Genomic DNA, 17,634 nt, shown 5'->3' on the forward strand with positions numbered 1-17,634 from the left:
CAGAGGGTTATGCAGAAGGTAGAACAAAAATAAGCCCATTAGCTAAGAAAATAGCTCAAAATGAAGGGGTTAATGTGCAGCAATTAAAAGGTACAGGACCATATGGTCGCATAATTAAGGCTGATGTGTTGGAGTTTTTAGGCAGTGGTATACATACTGAAAGTCCTGAGAAAGATACCATAGTTGAAGTAAGCAACATGCGCCAAGTGATAGCACAGCGCCTGACTGAATCAAAACAGAATGTTCCACATTTTTATTTAACTGTAGATTGCCAGGTTGATAAGTTAATATCGTTAAAAAACGAGATTAACTCAGCAGATGAAAACAATAAAGTAACAATTAATGATCTAATCATAAAAGCTGCAGCTTTCAGCATGAAAAAATTTCCTGATATAAATTCTTCGTGGATAGATAATAAAATACTGAGATATTCAAATATAGATATTTCAATCGCTGTGGCACTTGAAGATGGGCTAATTACTCCTATAGTAAAAAATGCTGATAAAAAGGGTATTTTATCTATATCAAAAGAAGTGAAAGATTTAGTAAGCAGAGCAAGATCTGGAAAATTGAAACCTGAAGAGTTTCAAGGAGGAGGGTTTACTATCTCCAACTTAGGGATGTTTGGTATAAAAGCCTTCAGTGCTATAATCAATCCGCCGCAATCTTGCATTATGGCAGTTGGTGCATCTAAAAAACAACCAATTGTTATGAATGAGAAAATAGAAATAGCAGAAATAATGACAGTAAAGCTCTCTGTTGACCATAGAGCAGTTGATGGGGCACTCGGAGCAAAGTTTTTAAATGCCTTTAAGCATTATATAGAGAATCCTCTGGTGATGCTTATTGAAACTGCGGTAATCTATTAGCATTGTTATTACAAAATTAATACCTCTAAGTTTATACTTTTATTAGTTAATAGGTTTAGAGGTAAAAAAATGAATACTACAGTAGAAAAAAATAATCCAAAAATTTTTCCTCAAAATGAAGGAAAGATTAACTCAAAAGGCATGGTTGCCCCACCTGTTCCTCCGAAATCTTCCCAAGCTAAATTTACTGGAATAAAAGCAATTTTTGAGCGAAATGTACCTCATTCTCAAGCAAATGATAGTAATAAAACAGTGAGTAGCAATCTTGGAAGAACATTTGGCCCAACAATGCAAAAACTCATGGAAGACAACATTCATAGCACTCCTAACAAACAACGCCGCAATTCAGGGGATAGTGGTATCAGTGATATTAGTAGCAGCACTTCTGATGATGAGGATAGAACAATAAAAGATAAAATGATGGAAAATGTTAAGCAGGATAACCATCAAAAAAGCTTTGATTTACATAAAGTACAAGCAACTGATGAATTAGAAACCGTAAAATTTCTCAAAACGCTAAGCAAGAAAGAAAGAGAAAAACTTGGTTTTTCTCCTAAACAGCAAAATAACCAAAAGGTTGAGACTAGCAAAAAAACTTATAATCCACTTGATTGGAATCCAATCTATCAAGGTAAAAAGCTCTTTAGCTTAGGCAATATGTCGAGTAATTCGTCTTCATGTAGTGAAAAAAGCAATATTTCAGATGTAAGCGGTAAGTCTAATAATTCAAACATTGTCAGATGTAATATTACTAGGAGTAACAGTAAGGAAGACCTTCGTAAACCTGATGCTTCACATAATGACAAATTTGCAGGTAAAAAATTATCTAATGTCAATGTAAGCGAATTAATCAGAAAGTTTGAACAAGGTAATGACATAGTAAAAGGGCGTTAATCAAATGTTACCCTATCTTTGTATATGTAAAGGTAGGGTATCTTTTCAAAATAGTATATCCTTTATAGCTTTGTTAATTTTTGACTCCCTCTCTGCAAAAGCAGTTTCTAGAGAGGTTTTAAGTTTTTCCCATTCTTCTTGACCATTTAGAACTAAAGATTTATATTCATTTTCAATTTTTTCCAATGCTCTTTGATATGAAAAACCTAATTCCTCATATATATCAATATTTATCGATTGCAGTATTACCAAAAATGAAAACAAATTCGGATCAGGTAATTCTTCTCTTGTGTGATTCAGAAGACACAGCTTTATTTTTTTTACGCAGTATTCTATTGTTTTTAACGATAGTGACAGGCTTTCTGCATAAAATATAAAACTATCTACAATCAAATTTTTTGACTTTTTCGGTAATTTAATATTTTCAAATAGTTCTTTTGTAAATTTTTCTATCGGTTGTTTTGGCAAATGTAAAGAGAGATCAGTAAAAGATTTTAGGTCAAAATTTGGTCCAAGTATTGTGCTGATTGCTCTTTGTACATTACTCTTATCTTTACTTACAGAAATAATGAAAACCAGCCCCTCCACATCAAGCATATACTTTATAGATTCCAAAAAATCGACAACGAATTTAGGACGGCACACATCAAGATTATCCACCATTATATAAATGTTTTTGTCTTTTCTGATTTTATTAACCACATCCGCTAACTGTGTTTTAAAATCTCTAGTACTCTCTTTTCTTCTTTGGAGAAGACTTAATTCACTCAAGACAAAACCTATGTCTTTTTTATCAGCCTCTTTTGCAGCATCAAGAAATACTGAAAGCATAGCAAGTGGAGATTTACTGATCAGCTTTCCTAGTGTGTTTAGAGAAAATAGCTCTTGGTTTATGTTCTTGAACTGTTGTATAACGCTTCTTTTTACTTCATACGATGCAAATAAATCTTCAAATAGAAAATTTAAAAAAGAAGGAAGTGGTTGGTCCAATGCATTGATATCCCATGCACTATAATAAGCTACAATTTCATTTTGCTGTTTTAACTCTTTTACCCATTCTTTCAAAAAAAACGTCTTGCCCCATCCATCATATCCTTCTAAAGATATTATTGTAAAAGACTGATCAATTGTTTTAATTATAGTGTTGAATTTACCTGAAAATTGCTTATAGTTTAGGCGGTCATTTTCCCAAGCCACCACTTTAAATGGTGGCACTATTTTTTTCTTTTTGAATGTTATTAGCGATATAAGTTTTTTTAAGCACATGTCTTATTTTATATTTAACTCATATTCTTGTCTTGAAGTAAGTGCTATCCTCAGCGTTCCTTCATCAAGATAGTCAATTTCTCCGCCCATTGGTATGCCGCAAGCAAGGCGTGATATTTTCACATCCAAATTTTTTAGCAATTCAATTATATATTGTGCAGTAACTTGGCCCTCTAATGTCGGATTAATTGCGATAATTATCTCTTCAATTTTAGACTCTGTCACTTTTTTCAGAATAGTGTCAAGGTTGAGTTCTTTTGGACCTATGCCATTTATTGCAGACAATCTGCCACCCAAAACATGGTATAAACCTGAATATATATTTCCTTTTTCAAACGCCCATAGATCACCTAATTCTTCTACTACACACAGTAACTTAGTGTCACGTTTTGGGTTAGTACAAATAGAACAAGGTGACTTAGTATCTAGATTTCCGCAAACTTCACACTCTATTATAAGATCTGCTAGCTCTTTAATCAAAGATGCAAGTGGTAGCATAACTTTTTCTTTGTTTTGGAGTAAATGTATAACTAACCTGCGTGATGATGATGGCCCTAAACTTGGCAATTTAGAGAAAGCATGAACTAGATTTTTTATGTTAATGTTCATCCAATAAATTCAGAATAGGTAGTCAAATGGTAACATCAAACCCTTTGTAAAGAAAGTGGTAAGTTTCTCTTGATCCACTTTGATTAGCTATAGAAAAAATTTTTTACTTTAACGAAAAAAATTACTTCCGCACACTTAAAGCCTGATTATAATAGACTTCTTGCATAACCCAAACTAAGTAGAAAAAAGGTATCATCCAAGTAGCTGACACTGGTTCCTTTATGACGGCAGTACCTTCTCCACTGCCATTAAGTTAAGGAAAGAATGGTTAAAAACTGAACTAAAAAGTCAGAAATAATTAAGGATTTATGACAAATACTGAAACAGAATAGAGTAAACTTTAAAGCAGATAAACTCTGAAGTGTAAATTACTTAAGAAATAGTTTGTTTAGAAGTCATTTTACAGGAGCTATGGCAATAAGCTACCCAGTTATTATCAGAAGATATGAATACTACCTCTAGTCAAAATATGTGTTTTCTAACCCTTTTTTGGTAATTGAACGAACGAAGATAAGGTACCTTATGACGATCAACTTTCCTTCCCTTTCTTACCGCCAAAGTGTTCATCAAAAATAGCTTTGATAATTGATCCATAATGCAGTCAGTATCTGATTCCGTAGCAAAAATGTCGAAAGCCAAGTTTTTGATCGCGTTAAATGAGACAGATTTGTTAATGCTCCTCTTAAGCTTATCATCGGTTAAGTCCATATTCAACGCTTCTTCTACATCTTCTGTCATAACACTTTCTAGGTTGCTAATAAAGATAGCTGACCAAAAATCCTGTTTAACAGACTCAACACTTTTTCCTGTAAAATTTTCTAGACTTAGTCTTCCTTTGAGTTTTGCAAAAAATGTCTCAACTCCCCAGCGTAAAAAATATAACTCCTTAAATCCTCCAGTTTGAAACTTTTGTTCATCCATTAATGATGTAGCTAACACTTCAATTTCACCAGATGGCAGTACCACTTTGAAGCGTTATTCCACTATTTTCTTGTTTTATCTTACGCTGAGCACATATGGTAACCTCAACACTAGATGGGCTTTTTTCTTCAAACATAGCATTCACTTCATTAAAAGATGATCTGGGACATCGAATGACATAAGCAATTTTTCTTTTTGTAAGGCTAGAAAGAAATTTATAAGATAAATATACAAATCAGTAAGTCATTAGTATTTACAACTTTAAGCATTTCATCTGCTAAGTTAATTTCATGAGTGTTACCTCTATCTAACACTGACCTTATGGCAACATTATTTAGCACATCTTAACAAACCGCAAAGGTTGCACTTGCATAATCACCTAAATCTTTTGGTTTTTGGTTACGTATTTTTCTTGAGCCAAATTCATTTTTTATTTCAACGCTTGTTGGTAAAATGATTTTGGAGGCATCAAGAGCTAACACTCTAAAGCCAAAACAAGTTTTAAATTTTTGGTCTTGGTAGTACAAGGAAACCACACCTTCGTTAATTTCTGAAAATGCACTGTGTTTCATTTTTTTTCTTGCTTGACTAAAAGCACTAGCAGTAACGGTATAGTCTTTTTTCCTATATAAAATAAATTCGTTTAGTATTACTTGCAGCGACTTTACACTTTTTCTTAAAATTAAGATAAATATGTCAATAAAAGATAACTTCCTCTTTCTCATAAAATCTTTTGAAGATGATTTATGGGATTCTATAAATTCTAGACTTGCCAATTCATTTTGAATAAATTTTATTACTGCCTTTTTTACTCATACTACCTTTAAACTTATTGGTATACATCATTATCCCATAAAATCTATCTTTTTTCCTTAACTTAATGGCAGTGGTACCTTCTCCTGTCATCCGAGTAGCCGACTACTTGGATCCAGGAAATTTAACTCTACCAAGTAAATGTACAATAAGAACTAGATTCCAGACTGGAATGACAGCAGTCCTACGTCATACCGCGATTCATTCTCGGTATCTCTAGATCCCGCTAACAAGTAGCGGGATGACGGTTGTCAGGCTAGCTGTCATCCCAGTGCCCAGACACTGGGATGACAAAAAAAGGAGCACTGGAATGACAGCAATCTACGTCATACCGCGATTCATTCTCGGTATCTCAGCCGCTAACAAGAGATCCCGCTAACAAGCAGTGGGATGACGGTTGTCGTTTAGCCATAAACATTAAGAAATTTACCAAATGAAAAAAAAGGCAAAAGAAGCCCTGGGGTTATTATCTGCTTTAAAATATTGGCGTTTTTTATGTTTTAAACGTTTGAAAAGCAAGATTTAGCTGCTTTTAATTGCAACTAACCTACGCTGCAAATGTTTAAGAAATTTACCAAGCAGAAAAAAAGACAAAGAATCCCCGAGTTAGCTAGTCTTTTACTATCTCTGTCGAGTATTGGCATTTTTTGATGTCTTGTAACGCTTTATAAGCGCGTTCAGCTTATTTAGATAAAAATCTAGATGTAGATGAAGTTTTGTAAAGACATACAGTATCTATATACTGCAAAAAATTGAACATAAGACGCCGATACATTAAGTAATCCTTACCTTTTAATCTGCAGATTGGCGAAAGCAAATACAATAGCTTCACTATCATGATAAGGGCGCTGGCGAAGGGTGTCAAGTAAGTTTTTTCGTTTCTATGTTGTCAGCTACTTGGATGACGCCAATCTGAGTTAACTACACCAACTCACATTCAGCAAAAAAGAAAGCTATCTCCTTACGAGCATTTTCTAGACTATCCGAGCCGTGGACTCTATTTTCACTAATATCATCAGCAAAATCACCCCTGATTGTGCCTTTATCTGCCTGCTTTGGATTGGTAGCTCCCATGATTTGTCTGTATTTACTTACTGCATTTTCACCAACTAAAACTTGAACTATCACAGAACCAGAAGTCATAAACTCTACCAATTCCCCAAAAAAAGGCCTATCTTTATGAATTTCATAAAACAGCTCTGCTTGTTTTTTTGTCAGTAACATCATTTTTTGTGCTGTGATTTTCAGCCCAGATTGTTCGATGTAGGAATTTATATTGCCTGTAATATTATTTTTTACTGCATCAGGTTTTAATATCGAAAGTGTCTTCTCAATTGCCATATTATTTCCTTATATAAGATTGTATATTTATGGATTCATTTTATTACAAATTTTGATTTGATAAAAGTAGTTTTTTATTTATAGTTAAGAATAAACCATCAAGGAGGTATTGTATGGGTGAATGTTATAAAAATAACACTACTAAACAAGCTGAGCCTACCACTAAAAAACAAGCTAAATCTACTACTAAAAAATTAGTAAGTAACTTTAAGTCATCACTTTTTTGTGGAACAAAAGGATTTTTAACTTTTAATTTGGCCTTTTTAAGTTATTTGGAATATAGCATATATAAATGCACTTCATCTGCTCATGTACAACAAAAGGAAAATATTGAAAGATGTAACAACATACAGGCTTCCAAGCTTGCACTTGCTGAGGATACAGATGGCAATTTTGCTACACAAGAAATAGAGCAAAAAGAAAAAAACTTTAACCAGCAACACAAATTTTTAAGAGATACTGCTGCCTTTGCAATGAAAAGGAATACTATTCCATTGCTTGAAATGGCTATCATAGTGCCATTTGTTTGTTTTGCGCTGCCAGCTATGCTAGGCAGTATGAGCCTCATGCAATGCGCACTTTTATGTGCTTCCTTAATGATTGCCACATGTTTTATTGTCAGAACTTTTCATCTGCGTGAGAAGTTAATGGAAAAAATCACTAACCATAGTAGAAAAGAAATAGACGCGGAATTTAAGAAAGATACTATAAAATTTCCTATCTTTGATCAAAATAGAAAACACACCGAGTATAATTCGCCTAACTCAGGGCGACTACTGGATGAAACAAGTAGCACCTCTCTTTTCGTTAAAGTTTTACTTTTTCCCCTCAAGGTTCTTCTGAATGTCCTGCAAAGTTGTATAATGCTATCTTTAGCTGCTGTTGAACTTCTTGAAACGGTACCAAGTCTTTTTGTCGATACATTTTTCGATTGGAACTTCACATCCACCAAGAGTAACCTGAAGAGATCAGGCCACTTATTGTATGCCAGTGTAAGAAATTTAGTGCCTATAACTAAATTTGATGAGTGTGTAGCTAATTTTATAGGCACCCCAGAAGTAACTTGTTGTAGTAGTGCGTAGGTGAAAAAGGCAGTTATCTTATTTAATCTTGGCGGGCCTGATTCACTAAATGCGGTCCGTCCTTTTTTATTCAACCTTTTTTATGACAGGAGAATAATCAATCTACCGAATCCCTTTCGGTTTCTTTTAGCAAAGTTTATATCTGCGAAACGAGAAAATACTGCACGAAAAATATACGAGGAAATTGGAGGTAAATCGCCAATTCTAGAGAATACAAAAATGCAAGCTAATGCTTTAGAACTAAAATTAAACGAAAATAGAAACCATGTACACAAGGTATTCATCTGCATGCGCTATTGGCGTCCATTTGCTGACGAAGTTATTGAAAGTGTAAAACAGTTTGATCCTGACGAAGTAATTCTGCTGCCACTGTATCCACAATATTCAACTACCACAACTCTGTCATCCATCGAGAATTGGCAAAAAAATGCTAAACGGTATGGCCTAAAATGCAATACAAAAATGATTCACCGTTATTATGATAACCAAGATTTTATTGAAGCTCACACTAATCTGATAGCTAAGTACTATAAATTGGCTAGAAAAATCGGTAAACCAAGAGTCCTATTTTCAGCCCATAGCTTACCTCTTAGTATCATTAAAAAGGGCGACCCTTACGCTTCACAGGTAGAAAGAAGCGTAGAGTTAATAGTAGAAAAGTTAGCTATCAATAACTTAGATTGGTCAATATGTTATCAGAGTAAGATTGGTCCTGTAAAATGGCTAGAGCCAAGCACTGAAAGTGAGCTATTACGCGCAAAAGCTGATGGTGTACCTGTAGTTCTATCACCTATATCTTTTGTTTCTGAGCATTCAGAAACTCTAGTTGAACTTGATATAGAATATAAAGCAATTATCAAGGATGGATATTACTTTCGTGTGCCAACTCTCAGTACCGATCCCTTGTTTATAAAATGCTTGGCCGATTTGTGCATAAATCTCCCTTGAAGTCCTGATTCATAGGGCTTTTCTTTTAGGATTTTATGTGATAGAATAACAGGAAGTTATTAACTATTTCATGCCAAACAAGCTAAAAAAGAAATCTAACATACTCGCACAAAAGGGTGCATGATATTTATGATCATGATTTCAGGAAGGTAATCTGCATCACAACAGGTTTAACAGCCCTATTGTGTAAGATTTCACTGCAATTTTGCTGCGAGTTCATTGACAATAATAGATCCAATATCTTTCTTATACGGAATGTTGCTCGACTAGTAAAGTTTCCGACATCTATTCTATACATTGCCCATTCTGCATTTACTCTACAGGATCTAATTAAGGATTACAGAAACCCTGAGAGTAAAAAAGAGCTGGCAAAAATTGTGGGTAAATCGGCTAATCTTGCAAGCAGCACCATAGAAGCGCTAATGATGTTGAAAATCATCCATTTTTGCACTGGAAGCAATACAGACATAATAAGTTATATTAACTTAACCTCAACGATCCTATTTTTGTTCATTTCAAAACCTATAAGCTATTATTATACATGCAAGGAATATCTGGATAATAAGGATCCTGAAAAGTCTGCTGAGTGTAAGAAGGACCTTATTATTAGCACATTAACTTTGTCGTTAGGTTTATTAAACTTCATATTAAGAAGGATAGAGACTCCAACTATACCAATAAACTTAGGTAATGGTATAATCTATAATTTCAACTTAAGCGTAACAGTCAGCATAATATATAGTGCAGTATTTCTTGCAGTTCAGCTTGACAAATTGTTTCAACAACCTGTCAATGATGATCCTTCCACTGAACTTGATGATGTTCATAATATAAACGGTCATTCTAATGACAGCACTGTAGAGGTATAAGAATTAGGGATGAAAAGATTTTATTTCTACTGCCAACGCTAGTACTGCTAATTTGCTAACAATACTCCAAAGTGATAGAATTTTACCTTCTACAACCTGGCTAACATCATGAAACTCACAGTCAGTGGCATTCAAGCTAGAATATACATCTTTTCTGCTATTACATCGGTATAAGTAACATGTTGGAGTATCTCCTATATAGTATATTAGCGGTTCTGCAGAACTGCTTTTAAACATGTCAATGGTTGGTACACCTTCTTGTATAATAACGCTATTGATTGCTATTCCTTCTTTTATCTTTTTCATTTTATGACGCTTTTTTTTATTGAGGTTTAATATTTCCTCTCCACTTGTTGCTGTTATAATGCCCATCCCATATGTGCCATTGCTTGCTTTGATAAAAACGTAAGGTTGTGTTTTTATTTCATATTCCTCATATTTTTTTTGCACTAGAGATAATATTTGGTCAACTTTAGTTGCTACTGCTCCTAGTGACAAATCATCATCAAAATCAACTCCATCACAGCTCTCTGTAAGCACAGAAATTAGCCATGGGTCTATTTTAAATTTGCCACAAAACTCAGATGCTAATTCTTGATAGATTTCAAAATACTTAAATTTCTGCCTGCTATGCCAACCGTATAGTGGGCTTGGTACTATATCTTGCTTTACGTCTTTCAGCGTGTCTGGAATGTGGCTCGTCATATCACGGTTCAGTATAATAACATCAGGCACAAATCCTGAAGTTGTCTTTAGCAGAGAGTTTTCTTTCACAACAGTTTCATACTGTTCTATTAAATTGTATACTTCATTATATAAAAGGCCAATTCTAGTCTCAAAACCTGCGAGTTGTAGTATTTTCTCTATAACAAATACGTTTTCTATATACATTTTATTGCGTGTATAATTTTCCGGTATTATAAGAACCTTTTTGTATTGATGTCTTTTAAAATAGCTTTTTATCAATCTTGCTGCCATCGTTCTTGATTCTTCACTTAAGTTATTGAACCCCGCAGGAAATAAATTAGCGTCTACTGGAACGATTTTATAGCCAGAGTTTCTAAGATCTATAGAGCTATAAAATGGCGATGTAAGGCCATTAAATTTTGCTTCGAACCAATTATTTATACTTTTTTCCAAATCTGGGTGAATTATGTTTTGCATCTGCACTTTAAATGTTATAAGGAAGGTATTATATTATAAGCTATAGTTGAACATATTTAGTAAATTTGACTAAAGATTAAAGTATAATGAGATTCTTATTTAAAGTGATAGAAAAATGATTCAACACGATAACAATAAAATGTATGGCACTACTATATTATCAATTAGAAAAGATAAAAGTGTAGTAGTAATAGGTGACGGACAAGTTTCACTGGGCCACACTGTTATAAAATCTGGAGCAAAAAAAGTTAGGCGTCTTTCTGGTGATTCCGTAATTGCTGGATTTGCCGGGGCAACAGCCGACGCATTTACTCTTTTTGAAAGATTAGAATCTAAACTTGACAAGCACCCAGGGCAATTAATGAGAGCATGTGTTGAACTTGCAAAAGACTGGAGAATGGATAAATATCTGAGGAAATTAGAAGCTATGATGATCGTTGCAGATAAATCTATTTCATTAGTAATTACGGGAACAGGTGATGTTCTTGAACCTGAAGATGGAGTCGCAGCTATTGGCTCTGGGGGAAATTTTGCTCTATCTGCAGCAAGAGCTTTAATTGACATTAAAGGAATATCAATAGAGGAAATTGCGAAAAAGGCTATGAAGATAGCTGGCGATATATGTGTTTATACAAATCATAATGTAGTTATTGAAAAGATAGAGGAGTGATATGTCTTCCAAGCAAAAAACTTTATGCACCAATTTTTCCAATCAGCCCATAACCCTTTCAGAAGGGCGGTCTTGTAGTAGTGACACCTACGATGAAAAAGATAACCTCTATAAAGATACTAAGAGTGGTTTTGATTCAAATGACAGCGATGTTCAAGTTAATGACAGCACTCAAGTTTTGTTAGATGACCTGCCACCACAGAAGATAGTTAAAGAATTGGACAGATTCATAATCGGACAGGATGATGCAAAGCGTGCTGTTGCTATTGCGCTCAGAAATCGTTGGCGTCGCAATCAGGTTCCATTTCCATTGCGTGATGAAATCATACCTAAGAATATATTGATGATCGGTCATACAGGGGTTGGTAAAACTGAAATAGCTCGTCGCTTAGCAAAACTTGCCGGTGCACCGTTCATAAAAATTGAGGCAACGAAGTTTACTGAAATAGGGTACGTTGGACGTGACGTTGATTCGATAATACGCGATTTAGTTGATGCAGCAATAGTTTTAGTTAAAGAGAAAGCCCGTAAAGCCTTAGCTAAAAAGGCTTTAATTTTAGCTGAGAAAACAATAGTAAACTCTATGGTAGGCGAAAATGCAACCGAAGAGAGTAAAAAAATTTTTAGAGAAAGGTTGAGGAATAAAGAGTTTGAGGACGGAGAAGTTTCTATTAACGTCAGAGAGAGCAAGAGTATGTTACCTACTTTCGATATACCAGGCATGCCAGGTGGGCAAGTTGGTGTGATGAATGTAACAGAAATAATGGGCAAGATGTTTAACGGGAGCAAAAAAACAAAAACTATTACGGTGAAGGTAAAAGAAGCGCGTGAAATATTAATTAATGAAGAAAGTGAAAGGCTAATGGATGAAGATAAGATAATCAAAGAAGCCATTGATCTTGTTAGTAATGACGGTATAGTATTTTTGGATGAAATAGACAAAATTGCAGCGCGTACAGAAGTAAAAGGTGAAGTAAACAGAGAAGGAGTGCAACGCGATCTGTTACCATTACTTGAAGGAACAACTGTTACAACTAAGTATGGCCATGTAAAAACAGACTATATATTATTTATTGCATCTGGTGCTTTTCATCAGTCTAAACCATCTGACCTCTTACCGGAATTGCAGGGCAGATTACCGATCAGGGTAGAACTTAAGGCACTTACTCAAGAGGATTTAATAAGAATATTAAAGGAACCAGAATCTAGTTTGTTAAAGCAGTACATAGCTTTAATGAAAACAGAAAATGTGACACTTGAGTTCACTGATGATGGTATAAAAACCATAGCTGAAATAGCGTTTACAGTTAATAGGCAAGTGGAAAATATAGGCGCAAGAAGGCTTCACACTGTCATGGAGAAGCTTTTAGATGAAATAAGTTTCATTGCTTCTGAGAAAAATAGCGAAAAATTCATTATAGACAGCAAGTATGTAAAAGATAAACTTGAGTCAATTTCGAAGCAGCTTGATTTATCTAAGTTTATACTTTAGGAAAAACGAAAAGCCTACTTTAAGTAGTATAGAGAGTGTTCAGAAGATTAGCCAGTAGACCTAAAATTTCAGCTATATTCTTTAGGCTGTTTTTCAACAGTAGAATGGTGTGCTGCGACCTCTTGCTTAACATCTAAGCTTAAGTCAATTATTGAGATATTTTCTTCATCATAATCTATGTCTTTTATTAACATATCGTCAGTAATAGTCAAAAGGTCAGGCGGAGAAAGAATAGTTCTTTTATTACCAGCTCTCATTCCCACAACTCCAAGCTCTATAGCAAGTGGTATTTTTTTATCGCCAACCCTAAATTGCACTGTTTGATCTTTGACTATATATTCCCCATTATGCTCCTTTACGCTATATTTAACCGATATCTCATCACCGCACCTTACTTGTTTTCCAGTCTTGTTAATTAAGTCATTAAAAACCATCAGATTATTTACTGAGTCGGGATATTTATCCTTTACTTCGATCAGTTTGACGTAATAAGAATTAAAATTCATTTTGTTCTCATTGGCAATAGTAACTACACGCTCTCCGCCTTCTTTCATACCTATTGCCCCTAAACTCACTTCTTTTAGGTCATCTTGACCTATTTTCAAAGTAACATCAGAAACTTTGCTAGGGAGTGTTGCTGAGTTATTATTAGAAATTTTATATATTTGCAATAGGACTTCCAGGCCACAAAAAGCCTTGCTGCCACTGCCTTCAGTAATTTCATAAAAATTTATCGAATCCTCTTCTTTTTGCTGCGTCATTTCTTCTAAATATTCTGTTAGCCCATGCTTTTCAATATAGCGGTCAAGTGCTGATTCAAGTATTGGCTTCACTAGGTAATATGCTATCGTCTGTATCAAACCACCATGCGTGGCATTTATCTCATAAAGCTTGTCCTTTTTTTCCGGTTTACCTTTGTTTATATAGACAATAGTAAACACAAAAGCAGAAGTTAAAGTGAGAATCATTACTACGGAAATAAGCATTTGTAATATAATTTTTCTAACCATCTTTCTTTACTTGATTCAATAAATCATATAAATAATTAGTATCCCCTGAAAGCGCACTCAAATTATCCAAGCCTTGTTTAAAGAGGCCGTCTATATAGTCCTCTACTTCACTTTTACCAAGCACAGACATTAGGTTATTTGTTTTATCTTGTTCGTAGTCTTCAATATCATCCTTAGCTTGAAAGATAAGCCCTAGGTTTATCCCGTAGTTATATAACGCTCTCCGTTGTTCATCTGTAGCACCCCCTATTATAGCACCTATTTCACATGAAGCTGCAAATAGTTTTGCGGTTTTCATCAAATGAATTTCTTTTATTTTGTTAAAATCTGTGTCAATATCTAAAGCCTGTCCTCCCACCATTCCCCTAATTCCTATTGCTTGAGAGAGCACTTTTATGATCTCACAGCGTTTCTCATTTAACGAAGATAATACCTCAAAAGCCAGAGTAAGTAGTGCATCTCCGGCAAGCACTGCTGTTGCTTCATCAAATTTTTTATGGCAGCTTAGCTGGCTTCTGCGAGTATCACTGTTGTCCATGCACGGTAAATCATCGTGAATTAGAGAGTAAGCATGAACAAATTCAATTGCTGCAGCAACTGATATTACTTTTTTAGCTTCCGCGTTAAACACTTGCGATGAAGCTATGACTAAAAAGGAGCGTATATGTTTTGCAGGAGCAAGGAGTATATAACGCATAGCTGATATAAGCTTATTCTCGCTATTTTCGGGTAAGAGTTTGTTTACTTCTACAATAAGCAAATTTTTTGTTGTTTCGTCTAGCATTTTTGAATTGTTAATTGTTTAGCACGTAACGCTAGCCAGCTAGGGCAGTAGAAAACTTTGCTGTAGTTTACCAGTTATAAAAGATATTGCAAACATAAAAATTTTTTATAACATCAAAGAATAGGTTATTTTTTTGGTAAGAAATGTGAATAGCGAACTAGCAAAGAGCACTAGAGAAGACATAGAAGAAAAAGTGAAAAAGATTATACTAGAGCACATTAGTAAGGATGTAGAGAAATTCAACAGCTCTTCAAAGCTTTCGGAGCATGGTACAGACAGTTTAGATGCAGTTGAAATCATCATGGCGGCAGAAGAAGAGTTCGGGATAGAAATTCCAGATGAAGACGCACAAAAAATGGAAACTATGGAGCAAATAGTTGAGTACATTAATAATAAAAAAGGCTAATAGTTAGTGTTAAATGAGCAGAAGAGTAGTAGTCACTGGTGTTGGTTTAATCACTCCACTAGCAGCAGATGTTGACAACACTTGGTTAAGGCTAATAAAAGGTGAATCCGGCATAAAAGCAATCAATACGGATAGATTTGACTCTTCTGATCTTGCTTGCAAAATTGCAGGGCAGGTGCCGTTGCAATCAGACAACATTGAGCACCATTTCAATCCACTAGATTATATTTCTGAGAAAGACTCAAAAAGGACAGATCGTTTTATCCATTACGGTATTGCAGCAGCTATTCAGGCAGTAGATGATTCATTAATTTTGGAAAGCCAAAATATCAATCGGGAACGTGTTGGTGTGACTATTGGCTCTGGTATAGGTGGTCTTCCGTCAATTCAGGAAAATGTTATTACCATGCAGGAAAAAGGGCCCAGACGTGTCAGTCCATTTTTTGTCCCTGCAAGTCTAATAAATTTGATATCTGGCCATATTTCTATTAAATACGAATTTACAGGTCCAAACGATTCAGCAGTAACCGCATGTGCAACAGGTGCGCATGCAATCATAAACTCAGCAAGAACTATAAAACTTGGTGAAGCGGATGTGATGATTGCAGGTGGAGCAGAAAGTGCACTGTGTAGAGTTGGAATTGCAGGTTTTGCATCTATGAAAGCGTTATCAACTAAATTCAATGATAAACCCAAAGAAGCTTCCAGACCATGGGATGCAGAACGCGATGGTTTTGTTATGGGTGAAGGAGCAGGTATATTGGTGTTGGAAGAATACGAACATGCAAAAAAAAGGGGAGCAAAAATATATGCTGAACTGAATGGATATGGACTCACAGGAGACGCACACCACATCACTGCACCGCATCCAGAAGGAAGAGGCGCATTTAAAGCAATGCAACTTGCTCTTCATAGTGCACAAATTAATCCCAATCAAGTAGGGTATATCAATGCACATGGAACTTCAACGCCACTTGGAGATAAAATTGAAGTAATAGCAATGAAACAGTTATTCGGTGACTACGTTTATAAAATACCTGTTTCTTCAACTAAATCTTCTATAGGACATTTACTTGGTGCTGCAGGGAGCGTTGAAGCAATATTCAGTATTCTTGCGTTAAATAATGGAATTATTCCGCCAACCTTAAATTTACACAAGCCTTCAGAAGGATGTGATTTAAATTTTGTACCGTTTAAAGCTCAGGAGCATAAAATTCAATATGCACTTTCTAATTCGTTTGGTTTTGGTGGCACTAATGCATCGCTCATATTTGGACAAGTTTAGTTGATGTCACCCCAGTGTCTTCCTCTTGTCATTCCAGTACCCTCCTCTTGTCATGCAAGCAGCTCTCCTACTGTCATCCCAGCACGTGACACTGGGATGACAAACGGTTGTGAAAGGGAATACATATAAGAATTAAACTATCAATAGCAATTCAAAAAGAAAAAATATTCTATTCATCCCTGAAGAAGTATTTTATTGACAATTTATGAATAAAGATCAATAATGCAGAAAAGGAATTGATGGGCGTATGCATGAATTTAACCACTATTAATTGTACATTATTTGTTGTAATTACATATTTTTTGACGTGCATTATAGCTTGGTGCTTACCTTTCAAAGACATAACATTATTAACAACATTTGTTCCGGCTTCAGTTGCAATTTTGCTAACCATTTATAATAAACAGAAGGTAAGGGATCTTTTTAAACTTAGTTCGCCAAAAAACTGTCTATTAGGGTTTATACTTATTCTGGTAAGTATGCTAATTTCCAATGGTCTTTTGTCAATTTACTGCGGTTTTTCATTTTTCCGAGAGTCTTTTACGTTAGACCGTGTAAAGGATTTGAGTGCAGTTTTGAGTCCATTAGTGATGTTATTTGTTTTATTATCAACCTTTGTGATGTGGATCATTATGTCTCTTGGTGAAGAGATCGGTTGGCGTGGCTATCTTTTGAAAAATCTTAAAAGCAAAATATCAAATTTTTATATCAGAGCAATTATTGTCGGTATTATTTGGTCAGTATGGCACATACCAACTTATGTGGTTGCTGGCTCAGCTTTGTGGAAGGATGGCTTTACATTCCCGACTATTTGTGCTTATACCCTTTATATTTGTGCAATGTCTATAATGTTTACCTGGTTGTTTGAAAAAGACAACTCGATTTGGCCAGTAACTATTGCTCATGCAACAAATAATCTTGTGTATAGTGTTTTGAGCATTCTAATGCCGTCTCCTCCTCTGTCAACTTTCGATGCAGTAATTCGCCTTACATTAGGAGCAGCTGGTTATTTCATTGTTGCAATTGGTGTTATTTGGTTTGATAAAGCTCGAGAGCGTCATTTGAGTAATTCATAGTATAAAATTTCGGGGGCAATTCGCATCAGGTGTCATGCAGGTAGCATGACACTGGGATGATGAGGAAGAAAAAGCAAATTTTGCCTTTTACGGTCAATCTATTATACTTAGTAAGACTTCAATAAACTAATGAAT

The 17,634-nt window shown here is 34.9% G+C and carries 20 protein-coding genes and 1 pseudogene; 13 read left to right on the forward strand and 8 right to left on the reverse strand.

Annotated elements, in window-relative coordinates; genetic code table 11:
• Positions 1 to 869, forward strand: an 869-nt coding sequence (locus DEF52_RS01350) for a dihydrolipoamide acetyltransferase family protein (protein WP_162000087.1), incomplete at its 5' end; no start/stop codon positions are given.
• A gap of 69 nt (positions 870 to 938) precedes the next feature.
• A complete protein-coding gene (locus tag DEF52_RS01355; RefSeq protein ID WP_151807644.1) occupies positions 939 to 1,763 on the forward strand; it encodes a hypothetical protein in 825 nt (274 codons plus the stop codon).
• Positions 1,764 to 1,808: 45 nt separating this feature from the next.
• Here the strand turns inward: DEF52_RS01355 and DEF52_RS01360 are convergent, their stop codons facing one another.
• From DEF52_RS01360 to DEF52_RS01370, 3 genes and pseudogenes are all read right to left on the reverse strand, one after another.
• On the reverse strand, positions 1,809 to 3,029 hold the full coding sequence (locus DEF52_RS01360) for a KAP family P-loop NTPase fold protein (RefSeq protein WP_151807645.1): 1,221 nt from the start codon (positions 3,027 to 3,029) through the stop codon (positions 1,809 to 1,811).
• A 3-nt stretch (positions 3,030 to 3,032) separates the two neighbouring features.
• Positions 3,033 to 3,632, reverse strand: a complete 600-nt coding sequence (gene recR / locus DEF52_RS01365; RefSeq protein ID WP_425383625.1) for a recombination mediator RecR — start codon at positions 3,630 to 3,632, stop codon at positions 3,033 to 3,035.
• A gap of 468 nt (positions 3,633 to 4,100) precedes the next feature.
• A pseudogene (locus DEF52_RS01370) lies at positions 4,101 to 5,356 on the reverse strand (IS4 family transposase).
• A gap of 83 nt (positions 5,357 to 5,439) precedes the next feature.
• Here DEF52_RS01370 and DEF52_RS06435 point away from each other — a divergent pair.
• Complete coding sequence (locus DEF52_RS06435; protein WP_153296789.1) at positions 5,440 to 5,592, forward strand: hypothetical protein; 153 nt, start codon at positions 5,440 to 5,442, stop codon at positions 5,590 to 5,592.
• A gap of 21 nt (positions 5,593 to 5,613) precedes the next feature.
• On the forward strand, positions 5,614 to 5,751 hold the full coding sequence (locus tag DEF52_RS06440; RefSeq protein WP_153296790.1) for a hypothetical protein: 138 nt from the start codon (positions 5,614 to 5,616) through the stop codon (positions 5,749 to 5,751).
• A gap of 542 nt (positions 5,752 to 6,293) precedes the next feature.
• Here DEF52_RS06440 and ndk read toward each other — a convergent pair.
• The gene (gene ndk, locus DEF52_RS01375; RefSeq protein ID WP_151807646.1) at positions 6,294 to 6,713 is read right to left on the reverse strand and encodes a nucleoside-diphosphate kinase; all 420 of its coding nucleotides are present in this window, start codon (positions 6,711 to 6,713) and stop codon (positions 6,294 to 6,296) included.
• A gap of 113 nt (positions 6,714 to 6,826) precedes the next feature.
• Between ndk and DEF52_RS01380 the strand changes: the two genes are divergently transcribed.
• The 3 genes from DEF52_RS01380 to DEF52_RS01390 all read left to right on the forward strand — a co-directional run bounded on the left by DEF52_RS01380 (position 6,827) and on the right by DEF52_RS01390 (position 9,612).
• Positions 6,827 to 7,795, forward strand: a complete 969-nt coding sequence (locus DEF52_RS01380) for a hypothetical protein (RefSeq protein ID WP_151807647.1) — start codon at positions 6,827 to 6,829, stop codon at positions 7,793 to 7,795.
• Positions 7,796 to 8,743, forward strand: a complete 948-nt coding sequence (hemH, locus tag DEF52_RS01385; RefSeq protein ID WP_007548918.1) for a ferrochelatase — start codon at positions 7,796 to 7,798, stop codon at positions 8,741 to 8,743.
• A 116-nt stretch (positions 8,744 to 8,859) separates the two neighbouring features.
• Positions 8,860 to 9,612 carry a hypothetical protein gene (locus tag DEF52_RS01390; protein WP_151807648.1) on the forward strand — a complete coding sequence of 251 codons (753 nt, stop codon included), beginning with the start codon at positions 8,860 to 8,862 and terminating at the stop codon, positions 9,610 to 9,612.
• A gap of 3 nt (positions 9,613 to 9,615) precedes the next feature.
• Here DEF52_RS01390 and gshA read toward each other — a convergent pair whose 3' ends face one another.
• Positions 9,616 to 10,776 carry a glutamate--cysteine ligase gene (gene gshA / locus DEF52_RS01395; RefSeq protein WP_151807649.1) on the reverse strand — a complete coding sequence of 387 codons (1,161 nt, stop codon included), beginning with the start codon at positions 10,774 to 10,776 and terminating at the stop codon, positions 9,616 to 9,618.
• Between the two features lie 115 nt (positions 10,777 to 10,891).
• Between gshA and hslV the strand changes: the two genes are divergently transcribed.
• Both hslV and hslU read left to right on the forward strand, forming a co-directional pair.
• Positions 10,892 to 11,446 (forward strand): ATP-dependent protease subunit HslV, encoded by a 555-nt coding sequence (hslV, locus tag DEF52_RS01400; RefSeq protein ID WP_006280198.1) that lies wholly within the window; start codon positions 10,892 to 10,894, stop codon positions 11,444 to 11,446.
• 1 nt (position 11,447) lies between these two features.
• Positions 11,448 to 12,938, forward strand: a complete 1,491-nt coding sequence (hslU, locus tag DEF52_RS01405) for an ATP-dependent protease ATPase subunit HslU (protein ID WP_006280200.1) — start codon at positions 11,448 to 11,450, stop codon at positions 12,936 to 12,938.
• A 68-nt stretch (positions 12,939 to 13,006) separates the two neighbouring features.
• Here hslU and DEF52_RS01410 read toward each other — a convergent pair whose 3' ends face one another.
• Together DEF52_RS01410 and DEF52_RS01415 are read right to left on the reverse strand one after the other, a co-directional pair.
• A complete protein-coding gene (locus DEF52_RS01410; protein ID WP_151807650.1) occupies positions 13,007 to 13,948 on the reverse strand; it encodes an FKBP-type peptidyl-prolyl cis-trans isomerase in 942 nt (313 codons plus the stop codon).
• Entirely contained in the window at positions 13,941 to 14,732 is a 792-nt protein-coding gene (locus DEF52_RS01415) for a polyprenyl synthetase family protein (protein ID WP_141456688.1), read from the reverse strand. The genes DEF52_RS01410 and DEF52_RS01415 overlap by 8 nt, the downstream gene beginning before the upstream one ends.
• Before the next feature lie 145 nt (positions 14,733 to 14,877).
• Between DEF52_RS01415 and acpP the strand changes: the two genes are divergently transcribed.
• The 3 genes from acpP to DEF52_RS06715 are packed head-to-tail and all read left to right on the forward strand — an operon-like array spanning position 14,878 to position 16,552.
• Positions 14,878 to 15,138, forward strand: a complete 261-nt coding sequence (gene acpP, locus DEF52_RS01420; RefSeq protein ID WP_006279836.1) for an acyl carrier protein — start codon at positions 14,878 to 14,880, stop codon at positions 15,136 to 15,138.
• A gap of 13 nt (positions 15,139 to 15,151) precedes the next feature.
• Positions 15,152 to 16,423: a beta-ketoacyl-ACP synthase II gene (gene fabF / locus DEF52_RS01425; RefSeq protein WP_151807651.1), complete on the forward strand. Its 1,272-nt coding sequence runs from the start codon at positions 15,152 to 15,154 to the stop codon at positions 16,421 to 16,423.
• 3 nt (positions 16,424 to 16,426) lie between these two features.
• Complete coding sequence (locus DEF52_RS06715; RefSeq protein ID WP_255322260.1) at positions 16,427 to 16,552, forward strand: hypothetical protein; 126 nt, start codon at positions 16,427 to 16,429, stop codon at positions 16,550 to 16,552.
• Between the two features lie 40 nt (positions 16,553 to 16,592).
• Here DEF52_RS06715 and DEF52_RS06445 read toward each other — a convergent pair whose 3' ends face one another.
• Positions 16,593 to 16,817 carry a hypothetical protein gene (locus tag DEF52_RS06445; protein ID WP_010082031.1) on the reverse strand — a complete coding sequence of 75 codons (225 nt, stop codon included), beginning with the start codon at positions 16,815 to 16,817 and terminating at the stop codon, positions 16,593 to 16,595.
• On the opposite strand from DEF52_RS06445, the gene DEF52_RS01430 reads away from it, so the two are divergent.
• On the forward strand, positions 16,726 to 17,499 hold the full coding sequence (locus tag DEF52_RS01430) for a CPBP family intramembrane glutamic endopeptidase (RefSeq protein ID WP_416635899.1): 774 nt from the start codon (positions 16,726 to 16,728) through the stop codon (positions 17,497 to 17,499). The two genes, DEF52_RS06445 and DEF52_RS01430, sit on opposite strands and share 92 nt — an antisense overlap.
• Positions 17,500 to 17,634: the final 135 nt, after the last annotated feature.

Source organism: Wolbachia endosymbiont of Nasonia oneida (assembly GCF_009012935.1).
Taxonomy (GTDB): domain Bacteria; phylum Pseudomonadota; class Alphaproteobacteria; order Rickettsiales; family Anaplasmataceae; genus Wolbachia; species Wolbachia pipientis.

What these genes read in the sequence shown, in the direction of transcription:
- DEF52_RS01355 (WP_151807644.1), top strand. Translation starts at nt 939, where the DNA reads ATGAATACTACAGTAGAAAAAAATAATCCAAAAATTTTTCCTCAAAAT.
- DEF52_RS01360 (WP_151807645.1), bottom strand. Translation starts at nt 3,029, where the DNA reads ATGTGCTTAAAAAAACTTATATCGCTAATAACATTCAAAAAGAAAAAA.
- DEF52_RS06435 (WP_153296789.1), top strand. Translation starts at nt 5,440, where the DNA reads ATGGCAGTGGTACCTTCTCCTGTCATCCGAGTAGCCGACTACTTGGAT.
- DEF52_RS06440 (WP_153296790.1), top strand. Translation starts at nt 5,614, where the DNA reads ATGACGGTTGTCAGGCTAGCTGTCATCCCAGTGCCCAGACACTGGGAT.
- ndk (WP_151807646.1), bottom strand. Translation starts at nt 6,713, where the DNA reads ATGGCAATTGAGAAGACACTTTCGATATTAAAACCTGATGCAGTAAAA.
- DEF52_RS01380 (WP_151807647.1), top strand. Translation starts at nt 6,827, where the DNA reads ATGGGTGAATGTTATAAAAATAACACTACTAAACAAGCTGAGCCTACC.
- gshA (WP_151807649.1), bottom strand. Translation starts at nt 10,776, where the DNA reads ATGCAAAACATAATTCACCCAGATTTGGAAAAAAGTATAAATAATTGG.
- hslV (WP_006280198.1), top strand. Translation starts at nt 10,892, where the DNA reads ATGATTCAACACGATAACAATAAAATGTATGGCACTACTATATTATCA.
- hslU (WP_006280200.1), top strand. Translation starts at nt 11,448, where the DNA reads ATGTCTTCCAAGCAAAAAACTTTATGCACCAATTTTTCCAATCAGCCC.
- DEF52_RS01410 (WP_151807650.1), bottom strand. Translation starts at nt 13,948, where the DNA reads ATGGTTAGAAAAATTATATTACAAATGCTTATTTCCGTAGTAATGATT.
- DEF52_RS01415 (WP_141456688.1), bottom strand. Translation starts at nt 14,732, where the DNA reads ATGCTAGACGAAACAACAAAAAATTTGCTTATTGTAGAAGTAAACAAA.
- fabF (WP_151807651.1), top strand. Translation starts at nt 15,152, where the DNA reads ATGAGCAGAAGAGTAGTAGTCACTGGTGTTGGTTTAATCACTCCACTA.
- DEF52_RS06715 (WP_255322260.1), top strand. Translation starts at nt 16,427, where the DNA reads ATGTCACCCCAGTGTCTTCCTCTTGTCATTCCAGTACCCTCCTCTTGT.
- DEF52_RS06445 (WP_010082031.1), bottom strand. Translation starts at nt 16,817, where the DNA reads ATGGTTAGCAAAATTGCAACTGAAGCCGGAACAAATGTTGTTAATAAT.